Genomic DNA, 13667 nt, shown 5'->3' with positions numbered 1-13667 from the left:
AATATTTGACTTTCATATCATACCTCATCCATCTTTAATCCTTGATACAACGAATGGAGTATCCGTTATCCTTATAGCCATCGACAAATGAATTTATCCTATTATTTCCTATGTGAATGCTATAAACTTGAGTCGTATTTTCCGATGTTTTTTCAGTAGCAGCCCAAAAATAAGTGCTACCATCAATCGATTCAAAATCCTTATTATGATGTCTTATACCTCCAGCAAGCGCCGAGAAACCGTAATCATCAGAACCTTTAAAATAAGGCCAGCCTACTTGCGACTTTAGAACCTTACCCGCATTATTCCAGCCTCCAACAGTCGTCACCAAAGTACTCCACTCGGTCGTATCAGGCAAATGGTAACCTTCAGGACAAATTCCCTGTACACGCCCCCAAAGGAAGCATCGTTTCGCATATCCACAATCAAGCGGATCATCTGGATCTTGTGAAAGTTTCACAGAATCTATTGCTGCAGTCCATGAGTAAAGTCGTCCATAAGTCTTGCAATTTTCCGGATTATCGCCATAGCACCAGTTTCGATTTAAAAGGCTCGGCGTTTGAGCACTATCCGCATAATTCAAATTTTCCGCCATCCAAGTTTGGTCTCCAATTTTCACAGTCCTGTAAGTTTTTCCGTCACGAGCATCCGTCAATGAACCGTATTCACAACTATCTTCTGTTGCAGTCTTGCAAGCGGGCAAAGACGATTGAGTTTGAGGAACAATTTCATTCTTGACGCAACGAATATACTTACCGCAATCCTTGAACGAACTTGTAATATCCACCATGTTATACGTATGGGCCAGGGCACCATCATTCCCTTGATATTGTTCAGCAGTCCAAAAATCAGACGTCATTCCGCTATAAGAATAAGTTCCATCTCTGTATCTATCACCAGCATAAATCACAGAAAAGCCATATTCATCAGCATACTCTCCATAATCCCACCCAATCTGCGATCTAAGCAAATCACCATAATGATTTTTCGCACCAATCGAAGTAAGCAAAATACTCCACTCCGTTGTATCCGGCAAATGGAACCCATCAGGACAAATCCCCTGCAATTGATATGGAAGCGTACACTGTTTAAATATGCCACATTCTTGCGGTGCGTCAGCATCAGTATCGTTCGATGCAAGTTTTACAGAATCAATCGCGGCAGTCCACGAATACAAACGCCCCACAACTTTGCACTTTTGGGGATCATCTTCATAGCACCAATTGTTATTCAAAAGACTCGGCGTTTGTGTACTATCCGCATAGTTCAAATTCTCAGCCATCCATGTCTGGTTTCCAATTTTCACAGTTTTGTAAACATTTCCATCGCGAGCATCAACAATAGAATCATACTCTACACTTTGATTCAAATAAGTTTCTTTGGGAATACTCCAGTTAAAGCCGCTGCTACTACTGGATTTAGAATCACTGGACGCATTCGCTTTCACGGAGCTGCTGCTAGACCCTTCGACACCGCCGCTCTCCGTAAATTCTTTCATGAATGTTTCGAATTCGGCAACTTTTTCGCCGTCGTTCATACTTTCGATGTTCTTGCGGATAGCATCGAGTTTGCCATTGGCCTTAGCGGTTGCAGCCCACTCGGCAATTTCATTTTTCATTTTTTCATCGTCCCATTTGCCGTCTTCTGCAAAATCTTCAGCAAAGTTTTCCAAACGTTTTGCAAGCGTATCTACATTTTCATCGCCTTGCATCATTACGCTCACAGCCAAGAGCGCCGCATTGCCATCGCCTTTTTCAAAAATGTTCAAGTTTTCGAATTCCGAGACACCACTTGCAACATCATCAACATTAAATGCCGAAAGGATTTCTTTCTCTGCCTGATTTTTTGCATCATCAAAATCAACCACCTTATTATCCACCAGTTTCTTCACACGTTCGTATTCCAAGTTCGTAAGAATGTTGACGTTCACTTTTTTTCGATTCTTGAGATTGGTTGCCACACGAAGTATCAATTCGCCTTTAGTCTTTTCGCCTGTAACTTCGTTGAAGTAATAGCCCGAAACTTCAAACACGGCACACGTCGAGGACAAATTAACATCCTTGACTTCAAAGTCTCCCTTGTCGCTCTTGACAACGCCTTCAAAGCTTTCGCCGGTCGATTCCATTGTTTTGCAATTCACGCCTTGCACCGTCACGGCAGAACCTTTTGCAAACGGGCCTTTCTGCGCGAGTCCTGCCACATTCAAATTCGCGATAATCCCCGCGTCTTCCGTAGTGCCGCCAGCAACTTCGGAATCCGAACATGCCGCAAAAATGCACAAAAAAAACGCAAACAAAAAAGCAAAAAACTTATTCAAATTCATATTTTTCCTTTCAACAATCTATCGCCTACTAATAACTTCACTGGATCCTTCGTTCCTCAGGATGACAAAACATCTTTCGTCTATCGTCCAGGTTGGTGAGCCTGCCGAACCACGTCTCTCGTCTCATTCCACTGCCAACTAACCACTGTTTACTAACCACTAATTCAATCCTTGAGGCAACGAACAGAAAAACCGTAGTACTTATAGTCGGCAGTCAGGTTCGCATACTCGCTGCCATAACGAATGTACATGCTGTAGGCACGGGTGCTAACGTCCTCAGTGATACTCCAGATAAAAGCGTTTTCGCCATCATAGGAGCAATAGCCATTTTCGTATGCTTGCCCAACAGGCAACACAGAAAAGCCGAAAGTATTCGGACCGTTGCGGTTGTTATTCCAACCACTCTGAGACCTGAGAAACATGCCGGCAGTCGATTGCCCTCCCACTGCCGTGAACAAGGCTTTCCATTCTTCATTACTGGGCAGATGCCAGCCCGACGGGCAAATGCCCTGAACTTTTGCGGGCAGGGAGCAAGTCTTGCCGTGGCCGCAGTCCTGCGGGTTATCCGCATCGTTCGCCAATTTCACCGAGTCAATTGCTGCGGCCCAGGTGTACAGGCGACCGGCTACATCGCATTTTTTCGCATCACCGTTGTAACACCAGCTTTTGCCCCTGAGACTCAGGGTCTTTACGCTGTCGGCATAGTTCAAGTTTTCAGCCATCCAGGTCTGCTCACCAATCTTAACCGTCTTATAAACTTTACCATCACGAGAGTCCGTAATAGAATCATATTCTATTTTTGGATTCAGGCGCAATTCTTTCGGGACATTCCAACTCCAGCCTTCTAAATCCACCGAACTGCTGGAACCAGGCTCAACAGATGTTTCCGCCTTAACGCAACGGACCGAAAATGCATGTATTTTGAGATTAAAATCTATTTCCGCTTTGTCACTAGTATAGCCCAAAACATAGTTTTCATAGCCCAAATACATATAGTATGCACTAGATTCACTGTACGCCGTAAGACTCCAAAAATACGCTGAGATTCCCACACCAGAATACGGCCCACCATCCTCCCAGCGACCTCCCGGAAGCGCCGAGAAGGAATAATCATCTGTGCCATTTCCGTCAAAACCATCATCGTCTTTAGGCCATCCCGTTTTTGATTTGAGGACCTTTCCCGCTGTAGATCCCCCACCCGCCGCAGCAAGCAAAGTTTCTATTTCTTTTTTTGTCGGCAACCGCCAATCCGTCGGGCAGACATTCTTTGCGGTCGCCCAATCGTAAAGCGAGCCATACTTGTCACAATTCGAATCGACATCATCATAACAATGGGAACCTTCAGCTTTGTATTTCAGATTTTCCGCCATCCAAACCTGATTTCCGATTTTCACCGTTTTGTACGTATTGTTGTCACGAAGATCCTTAAGCGTGTTCTTTTCCGCATCGTAAATACTGTTAGAAGAACTAGACGATAAGGAAACCGAGCTAGAAGATGATCCAACAATCTCATCGGCCTCTCCCTTGATGCAACGGATGCCATTACCATCTCCTTTATGAGCCACACTCTCTTTATATGCAAAATCGCTTGAATATTCGAAAGGTGTATAAAACACAGTATATTTGCCATATTCAACAGTGCTCCAAAATCCCGCGCTAAGACCTCCTCTTTTAGAAAGTCCCTCATTCTTTTCGTAGTATCCGGCCGGAATCACCGAGAAACCAACGTTATCCGAGCCATTGCCATTATCATACCAACCTTTGCGCGACTTAAGAACATTCCCTGCATTTTCACCAACCGCATCCATTAAAGCATTCCATTCCGTCGTATCGGGCAAATGCCATCCATCCGGACAAATTCCCTGCACTTTTTTAAGGAAAGGACAAGTCGTGTAATCTCCACATTTCATTCCAGCATTGAGAAATTTCACGGAATCAATCGCAGCGGCCCAAGAGTACAACCGACCCGTAACATTGCACTTCTTGGGGTCTTTATCATAGCACCAGCTATTCCCTTTAAGACTTGGCGTTTTTACGCTATCCGCATAAATCAAGTTTTCAGCCATCCAAACTTGATTGCCTATCTTCACAGTCTTGTAAACATGTCCATCACGACTGTCTATAATAGAATCGTATTTAATATTCGGGTTCAGATAAGATTCTTTCGGGAGACTCCAATCAAAATACTCAGAACTGTCACTGGATCCCGTCGCTTCGCTCCAAGATGACGAAGACGATGCTCCCTTCTTACTGTCACTGGATCCTTCGCGGCTACCGCTGCTCAGAACGTTTTTGGAGGAGGACGACCCTTCGACAGGCTCAGGGACCTTACTGCTACTGGATCCTTCGCGGCTACCGCTGCTCAGGATGACACCAGAAGAACTCGAAGCGGAGTCCGTGATGACGGCCTCAGCAAACTTTTCGACAACCGTTTCGAAGGACGAGACTTCGCCTGAACCGCCCCACTTTTCGATGTTCTTGCCAACATTTGCAAATTCTCCATTCTTGTCGGCTGTAGCGGCCCATTCCGCAATTTCCGTTTTCGTTTTATCGTCATCCCACGAACCGTCTTTCGCAATGTCCGCGGCAACATCATTCACGCGCTCTACGAGTTTTGCAACTTTCAAATCCGATTGCATGAGCACACTTACGGCAAGCAGTGCCGCGTTGTCGTTACCCGACTCAAGAATGTTCAAGTCTTCGGACAACGCAAATTCACCATCTTTCGCTTTCACGCTAAATGCAGCGAGCACTTCTTTTTCGGCTTGTTTCTTGGCATCTGCAAAAGACATTTTCTCTTCGGTCACAAGATTCATGACACGCTTATATTCCAGTTCCGTAAGCATATTGATGTTCACGTTCTTGCGATCCTTGAGGTCGGTCAACGCATGGAGCGTCACTTCGCTAGCCGACTTTTTCCCAGTCAATTCATCGAGGTATTTTCCCGTCACTTCAAACAAAGCGCACGTCGCCGAGAGGTTCACATCTTCAATGCCAAAATTGCCCTTGTCGCTCTTGACGCTACCCGTAAATTTTTCGTCTGTGAACTCCATCGTTTGGCAATCGATGCCCTGCACACTCACAGCGGAACCCTTGACAAACGGGCCTTTCTGCGTAAGTCCAGCCACGTTCAAATCCGCGACGACTCCAGCGTCTTCTGTGGTGCCGCCAGCAGTCTTATCGCTGTCGGAGCAGGCCATAAAAGCCATCGGTACTATGGCAAACGCAATAAAAGCTTTCAGATGGCGGATCGTCCCCGTCAAGCGAGGACAGGCGTCCACCATAACGTTTTTAAATAACTTATTCAAATTCATATATTTCGTTCCTTTCAACAATCAACTTCCTACTAACCACTAATCTCCAATCTAAACGTCACTGGATCCTATCACTCCACTACGTTTCGCTCCAGGATGACTCATCGCGGCATTCTATTCACCTACTTCCTACTGTCTACTTCCTACTATCCACTAACCACTACTCTAATCCTTGAGACAGCGAACGGAGTTACCTTCAATCTTACGCGCGTTAACTATAAACGCTTCGCCACCCGTACTCGAATGCATGTTGTAGGCGTATCGTCCATCGATATCACTAGATGTCCAGAAATAGGTTATATGGCCCTCATCAGAATACATACCAAGTTGATCCTTATAGCCAACAGGCAGCGCATTAAAGCCATAACTATCCTTACCATTAAGCCCGTCGTCCCAACCAGTCGTTGATTTAAGCTCATCTCCCGCATCCCACGATCCCCCAATAGAATCTGTCAACGTTTGAAAGTCATCTACACTCGGCAAACGCCAATCAGACGGACAAGCGCTCATCGCAGCAGACCACGAGTAAAGGCGACCATATTTATTACAATAAATTGCGCTATCTTTATAGCAGAAGCTGCTATCCATTTCATAATTCAAATTTTCTGCCATCCACCACTGCTCGCCAATTTTCACCGTCTTGTAGGTTTGACCATCACGTTCATCCACAATTTTTCCGTACTCGCAAGTGTCCATAGTATCAGTCTTGCAAACAGTCGGTGTGGTTTCCGCAGAACTCGACGACACCGCTGAACTGCTAGAAACAGGCATAAAAAAGCTGCCATCCTTCACGCAACGGACAGAGTAAGCATTATCTTTATTTTGAATATCTATTTCCACATCGTAGTCTTCCGCATTGAAACTGATATAAGCGATAATCGAAGCGTAATTATAAGTCCAACCATAAAAAGTTGAATCACCAGATCGCTCATATACATACAAAAAACCAGCCGTATTCCCTAGCTCCCCGTAGTAGGGAGTACCTCCGTCAAGACCCATTGCATGAGCAAGAGCAGTTGCACGAGCACCAATTCTACAACCGGCGGGCAATACCGAGAATCCAAAATCATCCGTGCCAATATTCTTTCGATCACCCATAACGTTACTAACATGCCCCCAGCCACTTTTTGACATAAGCTTATCGGCAACTTTAAATGTTCGGTGTGCATTCATATCTGGGCGGAGCGGATTCTCATCCTTGACATCCGCCCCCGCCGTAATGAACAACGCCTTCCATTCATCGGCATCAGGCAAATGCCAACCGCTCGGACAAGCGCCTCGCACAGTCCCCTCAAGTGAACACTTTACATCAAGGCCACAGCCCACGCCCGTTGAACTAAAAGTCCCAATACTATCTACTGCAGCGGCTATGGTGTAAAGACGACCATACTTTTCGCAATATTCCGCACTATCGTTATAACAGTAACTATTTGGCGTTTCATAATTCAGATTCTCCGCCATCCACACTTGGCCACCGATTTTAGTCGTTCTGTAGGTCTTGCCGTCGCGCAGGTCCTTGAGCGTATTTGCGGTTGCATCGTATTCACTGCCGTCACCTTCCTTTGCAGCACTGCTACTAGACACTTCGACGTTGCTCAGGGTGACACTGCTAGACGATACGTTTTTCGTCGAGGAGGAGCTCGTCATGGCGGCCTCCGAGCCAAAACCAGTTTTACTGCTACTGGATCCTTCGACTCCGCTCAGGATGACACTACCACCGTCCGGGATGACAGCCGTAATGAACGTTTCAAAGGTGGGCACGGTGTCCCCAACATTCCAGCTTTCGATGTTCTTGCGGATGGTGTCGAGTTTGCCGTTTTCCGTTGCAGCAGCGGCCCAGTTCGCGATTTCCGTTTTTGCACCATCTTCCAACGAACCGTTTTTCGCGATTGCGGCGGAGAAATCGTCCAGACGTTCCGCAAGTTTCGATTCGCTTGCATTCGCCTGCACCATCACGCTCACCGCCAAGAGAGCCGCATTACCTTCGCCCTTTTCAAAGATGTTCAAGTCTTCGGCTTCTGCAAAGTTACCCGCGACATCGCCCTTGATGTTAAACGACGCAAGCACTTCCTTTTCGGCCTGTTCTTTCGCTTCAGCAAAAGGCATTTTCTTCTGAGCGACCAAATTCATCACGCGCTCGTATTCCAATTCCGTAAGCACGTTGATGTTCACATTCTTGCGGTCCTTGAGGTCCGTCAACGCATGAAGCGTGAGCTTCTCGGAAGACTTCTTGCCAGTCAGTTCGTTCAAGTAATTACCCGAAACCTCGAACACGGCACACGTCGAGGACAAGTTAACGTCCTTGACTTCAAAGTCGCCCTTGTCGCTCTTGACTTCGCCTTCAAACTTCTCGTCCGTGAACTCCATCGTCTTGCAGTCGATTCCCTGCACCGTCACAGCGGAACCCTTGACAAACGGGCCTTTCTGCGTGAGTCCAGCCACGTTCAAGTCCGCAATGATTCCCGCGTCTTCTGTGGTGCCGCCCGCCATCTTGTCATCGGAACATGCCATAAAAAGGCTCGAAATCAACGCAAACAAAAGAGCAAAGCCCATCCGGCCCTTGCCCTGAACCGTCTTTTTCGATTTCTTTCCAACACAACTATTTGGAATTTTTACCAAACTATTCATTTTTACCCTCTCCACTCATTTTAATTTCTTTTGCATCTACAACTTTTTCATCTCGATTACCAAGAGCTGATCCCGGAATAAATCCGGGATGACATCTAGACACTTCTGCATTTTCCTCTCCATCACGTTTGTCGAGCCGTTCGCTCAGCGGAAAGAACTGCAAGTTCAAGCGATAGACTTGTTCCGTCTCGTCGTCTTCGCTCGCAATCGCCACAACGCGGCGGCGAAAATCCGCAATCTCCTTGCGAATCCGTTCGTAAGCCTGGCGCGTAATTCCCATGGTCACGCCCGACATGTCACGTTCCGAAAGCGGCAAGTCAAGAGCCTGCACCGCAAACTCCCCCATCTGCCGTTGCATATCGCGAGCCGCCACCGGCACCGCATCCACCGGCCCCATCGAAAGCGACTTGTCCGTCTGGCTGTAGTTTCCGCTCTTGTCCTTCTTCAAGAGGCCTGACTTCACCAAAAAATCAAGCGTCTCGGAAACTTCCGCTGCCGAAATCTTTTGCTTGCAAACATGCGCAATTTCGAGCGGTTTCGCCCCCGGCATGTGCGGAGCAAGTTCACGCAGCACAGGATTTTTCCACGATTTGAAATAATCAAATTCTTCGTTCCCGAGCACACGCACCTTGTGTGCCCTCGCCAAAGCACAGCGATCTTCGAACGCGGCACGCTTCGCCTCGTCCCCCTTCGCATGGGCATACGAAACCATCAACACAAAGTACGTCTGTTCGAATCCGACAAGACCCATCGCCGCGGCGACCGAGCCAGCGGCATTAACGCTCAGATTTTTCTTCCCCTCGCAAACATACTTCAAGTAAACCGCCGACGAAAAACCGGCATCGCGAGCAAAATCGCGCCACGTAAACGCAGAGCTGCGCTTGCGTTCATCGTAGTAATCCTGGATGAACTTGCGATAATCCGTGTATTCGACGATTTCCTTCATGTACTCAAATATAGGTATTTTCGAATTATTTGGAATACAAAAATAGCGTTTTTAGCCAAATTTTACCATTTTTAGCTATTTTTGCAAATTTTAGAAATTCAGAACACAAAACAAGTATTCCAGGAATACAAAACCTAGAACGCGGCAACAGAAAACGGCCTCTATTGACATTTCACTTTACTTTTGGTATATTACTAAAAGTAAAATACCAAAGGTATAGTGAGGCTATAATGATAAACCCGTTTTTGTTGGAACCATACACATCAAAGGAACTGTTCTGCGACCGCGAACAGGAACTGAAAGATATAACATCGTTCCTAAAAAACGGCTCCAACGTGACGCTTATTTCACCAAGGCGTTACGGAAAAACGGGCCTCATTTTCAGGACTTTCGACGACCTTCGCGAGAAAAATTTCATCTGCATATATGCCGATATTTTCTCGGCACAAAATTTGGATGACTTTATCAAAATTTTATCCGAAGCCGTTGTAAGCAACCTCGCAAGTGATTCTTTGATAAAAAAATTCTTCAACGCCCTCAAGAACGCAAGACCCCTGCTCAGCTATGACCCCATTTCCGGGAGTCCGCAGGTCACGCTATCATTCCTGACAGATTCGCAAAAACAGCCGACGTTAAAATCCATTTTCGATTTCCTCGAAAAGCAAGGAAAGCAAATCGTTTTCGCCATTGACGAATTCCAGCAAATTAGAGAATTTAAAGAATCAAATGTCGAGGCTTTACTGCGAACCTACATCCAACAGTTACACCACGTGAAGTTTATTTTCAGCGGAAGCAAAAAGCATTTGATGGCAGACATGTTCACAAACGCGAAACACCCTTTCTACGAAAGTTCCAGAACCGTCTATATCGACCGAATCGATTTAGAAAAATACAAGGAGTTCATTACGGGACTTTTCAAAAAAGCCGGAAAAACCATTGACGAGGACGCCGTTGATTTTATCTTGGACTGGACAAAACGGCACACCTATTACACGCAGTTCGTGTGCAATCAGGTATTTGCAGATTCCGCAGCTAAAGTTTCATTGGAAGACGTAAAAGTCACGGTTTCGAGAATCATGCGATTTGAGATTCCAAACTTCATCGAACGTCGCAATCTGATTACAGAAAAGCAGTGGAAATACCTTGTCGCCGTCGCAAAAGAAGGCGAAGTCAAAAAGCCGACCGCCGCCGATTTTTTGATAAAGTATAAAATCGGAAACGCGGCAACAGCAAAAAAAATCCTGACCGCCCTTGTCGAAAAGGAATTGCTATTAGAACAAAGCGATTTAAGCGGAAAATCCTACAGCGTCTATAACGTGTTCATGTCCCGCTGGATGGAAACGCTTTAAAAGCAAAAAGCCCCGCCGGACCCAGCGAGACTTCTTTTCTCTTCAACATACACTTTAACGCAATTATTTCTTTTTATACTGCGTGTGAATTATTATAGAATAGCCGTATACAAATATGTTCAAAGTATTACCCGCCATCGCCGAAGCGGCACGCATTCCTGCACCCACATGGACATCAACTTCATACTTTGCCATTTCGGTTTCTTTTTCGTACAAATGGCGTAAAATAATTCCGTTTTTCGTCACGATATGATCGGAATATTCCTCAGTATCATACGCATTTTTGGCAACCGTATCCGATTTCACATACGTAAAGCCATTTTCAAGCAGCACTTTTCTAAAAACTTCTAGGCTATCCCCAGCAGCATCCTCTTTTGACTGGTCCATGAGAATCGTGCTAAAGGTTTGCATCTGAACCCATGCCGTATCCGTCTTATGATGAGCCGTCCAAACTGTTGTAAGAGAGTCATCATCCCAAGCCTCTAGACTTTTCGATGATAGATATTCTGCTGCAAAGTCAAATTCTTCTGACAATTTATCGAAACGAAGCGAGCTATAATCAGTCGTCGGCATTTCCTCGAAGCCGTCTTTTAGCACCACGGCCTTCACCTTGAAGAAATAACTGGAGCCAAACATAATGCCCATGCCCAATTCCTTCGTAATGGAAATCTTGTAGACAACGTTTTCTTTTTCCAGCGAATAAACATACGACAGCGTATCGCACCTCACTTTATCCAAGGAATCATTATTTATGGCGCCTTCAAAAGCGAACCCACGCTTCCCCATCAGTTTCACCAACGCACTCGCAACGGAATCCCGTCTTTCACGGTTGCCATCCAGCTGTATCGGGGAGGTGAGGAACCACACTTCCTGCTTACCCTCGCCAAAAGTTCTGTAGCCAGTGAACGAATATGTCGAATCGAAGAAATCGAGATCCGCAGGAAGAGGCGGAATCGTATCTTCGGGTTCACTCGAAGACGAGCGGACAAACGGATCGTAGAGAGAACTCGATGACTCTCCGCCAGAGCTACTGGATCCGACCGTTCCGTTCCAAGACGACGAGCTGGCAGGAGGTTCATCGCCCGGAATATGCCAGCGTCCCTTTTCGCACACAAAGTATTCGTTATATAGTTTGCTCAATTTGTTCACATTACGCTTGGTTTCATTTTTACGCTTATCGTTGCAAACACCGAGACCGTAATTATCCCACCAGAAGTTCGTCACGTACTTTTCGAACGCAGGCACGGAATCCGCGTACTTCCAGTTTTCGATATTCTTGCGCACGTTCGCAAGCGTTCCCTTGAGATCCGTGTCGCATGCCCAGTCCGCGATTGCCGTCTTCGTATCGGCATCATCCCAGCTGCCGCCTTCCGCAAGCGCAATGCTGAACTTGCCCATGCGTTCGGTAAGGCCGGCCACATCGACATCGCTCTGCATCAAAACGCTCACCGCCAAAAGTGCCGCATTGCCATCGCCCGACTCGAAAATGTTCAAGTCTTCGGATTCCGCGAAATCGCCATCAATGCCAAACGACGAAAGGATTTCCTTTTCGGCCTGTTCTTTCGCTTCCGCAATCGATTTTTTCTTTTCGGTCACCAAGTACATCACGCGCTCGTATTCCAGGTGCGTGAGCAAGTTGATATTCACCGTTTTGCGGTTGCTCAAATCCGTCAACGCCCGAAGCGTGACCGTTCCCGAAGACTTCTTGCCCGAAATCTCGTCGCGGTAATAGCCCGAAGCCTCAAGGATGGCGTACTGCGATTGCAGATTGATATCCTTGATGGCGAAGTCGCCCTTGTCGCTCTTGATGGAACCCTTGAAGCTCTTGCCCGTCTGCTTGAGCGTAATGCCGTCCAGTTCCTGCACAGTCACCGCAGAACCCGTGACAAACGGGCCCTTCTGCGAAACGCCTGCAACTTCCCAGTCCTTGACCGCAGTAATCCCGGCATCACCCGAAGAACCTCCAGCAACGTTATCGGAAGTACAAGCCGCCAAAAGCACAGATGCAACGGCAATGAAAGCAAATCTTCTTAATTTATACAAGTTATTTTTCATTTTCTCTCTTCCTTTTTCAAAACTGTCCCACTCTTGTTCAACCATTCACTCATCGGGAACAGTTGTACGTTCAAACGGTAAACACGCTCCGTTTCGTCTTCTTCTGTCGCAATCGCCACGACGCGCCTGCAACAATCCTCCAGTTCCTTTTTAATCCGCTCGTACGCACGGTGCGTAAGCCCGAGCGTAAGCCCCGACATCACGCGTTCCGAAAGGGGCAAGTCCAACGACTGGATCGCGAACTCGCCCATCTGGCGCTGCAAATCGCGAGCCGCTACAGGCACGGCATCCACAGTCCCCATTGTTATGGCCCTATCCGTCTGCAAGAAGTTCCCGTTCCGGTCCTTTTTCAGGAGCTTCGCCTTCACCAGAAAGTCTAGCGTATCCGAGACTTCCGCAGCCGAAATTTTTTGCTTGCAGGCACGAGCCATTTCGAGAGGCTTCGCTCCGGGCATGTGCGGGGCAAGCTCGCGAATCACTGAATTTTTCCACGACTTGTAGTAATCGAATTCTTCTCTCCCGAGCACACGCACTTTATGCGCCTGCGCTAATGCACAGCGTTCTTCGAATGCAGCTCGTTTCGCAGCGTCCCCCTTGGCATGGGCGTACGAGACCATCAGAACAAAATAAGTCTGCTCGAAACCGGCAAGCCCCATGGCGTTCGCTACAGACCCCGCAGAACCAAGGCTCAGGTTCTTTTTGCCCTCGCAAACGTACTTCAGAAACACTGCCGACGAGAAGCCCGCCTTCTGGGCGAATTCCTGCCACGAGAATACGGAACTACGCTTGCGTTCGTCGTAGTAATCCTGAATGTACTTGCGGTAATCCGTATATTCAACGATATCCTTCATAGATACAAATATACCCCATTATCAAACATTTAGAATATAAAAATGCCGTTTTTCTTCAAATTTTACCATTTTCGTAGAATTTTCAAAATTTTAAAGATTTTAGAACATAGCAACATGTTCTGAGAACATAAAAAGAATCATACCAAAACCAACAAAGTCCTTGAGCTTGACAAAGAGCCTTCAACAACGTCAAAACAAGAA

7 protein-coding genes are annotated in these 13667 nt (G+C 46.6%); 1 reads left to right on the top strand and 6 read right to left on the bottom strand.

Annotation, left to right across the window (positions count from 1 at the left end):
* Window positions 1-34: 34 nt before the first annotated feature.
* The 4 genes from IKG78_RS06415 to IKG78_RS06400 form a co-directional block, all read right to left on the bottom strand.
* Window positions 35-2323 carry a fibrobacter succinogenes major paralogous domain-containing protein gene (locus IKG78_RS06415; RefSeq protein ID WP_290941145.1) on the bottom strand — a complete coding sequence of 763 codons (2289 nt, stop codon included), beginning with the start codon at window positions 2321-2323 and terminating at the stop codon, window positions 35-37.
* A 164-nt stretch (window positions 2324-2487) separates the two neighbouring features.
* A complete protein-coding gene (locus IKG78_RS06410; protein ID WP_290941142.1) occupies window positions 2488-5637 on the bottom strand; it encodes a fibrobacter succinogenes major paralogous domain-containing protein in 3150 nt (1049 codons plus the stop codon).
* 165 nt (window positions 5638-5802) lie between these two features.
* Window positions 5803-8265: a fibrobacter succinogenes major paralogous domain-containing protein gene (locus IKG78_RS06405; RefSeq protein ID WP_290941138.1), complete on the bottom strand. Its 2463-nt coding sequence runs from the start codon at window positions 8263-8265 to the stop codon at window positions 5803-5805.
* The gene (locus tag IKG78_RS06400) at window positions 8258-9211 is read right to left on the bottom strand and encodes a TIGR02147 family protein (protein ID WP_290941135.1); all 954 of its coding nucleotides are present in this window, start codon (window positions 9209-9211) and stop codon (window positions 8258-8260) included. The genes IKG78_RS06405 and IKG78_RS06400 overlap by 8 nt, the downstream gene beginning before the upstream one ends.
* 230 nt (window positions 9212-9441) lie before the next feature.
* Here IKG78_RS06400 and IKG78_RS06395 point away from each other — a divergent pair, with 230 nt between their 5' ends.
* Window positions 9442-10560 (top strand): ATP-binding protein, encoded by a 1119-nt coding sequence (locus tag IKG78_RS06395; RefSeq protein WP_290941133.1) that lies wholly within the window; start codon window positions 9442-9444, stop codon window positions 10558-10560.
* 63 nt (window positions 10561-10623) lie between these two features.
* On the opposite strand, the gene IKG78_RS06390 is transcribed toward IKG78_RS06395, so the two are convergent.
* The gene (locus IKG78_RS06390; RefSeq protein ID WP_290941129.1) at window positions 10624-12615 is read right to left on the bottom strand and encodes a hypothetical protein; all 1992 of its coding nucleotides are present in this window, start codon (window positions 12613-12615) and stop codon (window positions 10624-10626) included.
* Window positions 12612-13466, bottom strand: a complete 855-nt coding sequence (locus tag IKG78_RS06385) for a TIGR02147 family protein (protein WP_290941126.1) — start codon at window positions 13464-13466, stop codon at window positions 12612-12614. Before IKG78_RS06385 ends, IKG78_RS06390 begins: the two co-directional genes overlap by 4 nt.
* Window positions 13467-13667 lie beyond the last annotated feature (201 nt).

The organism is Fibrobacter sp. (assembly GCF_017545445.1).
In the GTDB taxonomy this organism is placed as follows: Bacteria; Fibrobacterota; Fibrobacteria; order Fibrobacterales; family Fibrobacteraceae; genus Fibrobacter.
The sequence above is the reverse complement of the archived record's forward strand: the minus strand, read 5'-3'. Positions and strand labels throughout refer to the sequence as shown.

Bases quoted from the DNA above. Each gene is read 5' to 3' on its own strand.
- IKG78_RS06415 (WP_290941145.1), bottom strand. From the start codon at position 2,323: ATGAATTTGAATAAGTTTTTTGCTTTTTTGTTTGCGTTTTTTTTGTGC.
- IKG78_RS06410 (WP_290941142.1), bottom strand. From the start codon at position 5,637: ATGAATTTGAATAAGTTATTTAAAAACGTTATGGTGGACGCCTGTCCT.
- IKG78_RS06405 (WP_290941138.1), bottom strand. From the start codon at position 8,265: ATGAATAGTTTGGTAAAAATTCCAAATAGTTGTGTTGGAAAGAAATCG.
- IKG78_RS06400 (WP_290941135.1), bottom strand. From the start codon at position 9,211: ATGAAGGAAATCGTCGAATACACGGATTATCGCAAGTTCATCCAGGAT.
- IKG78_RS06395 (WP_290941133.1), top strand. From the start codon at position 9,442: ATGATAAACCCGTTTTTGTTGGAACCATACACATCAAAGGAACTGTTC.
- IKG78_RS06390 (WP_290941129.1), bottom strand. From the start codon at position 12,615: ATGAAAAATAACTTGTATAAATTAAGAAGATTTGCTTTCATTGCCGTT.
- IKG78_RS06385 (WP_290941126.1), bottom strand. From the start codon at position 13,466: ATGAAGGATATCGTTGAATATACGGATTACCGCAAGTACATTCAGGAT.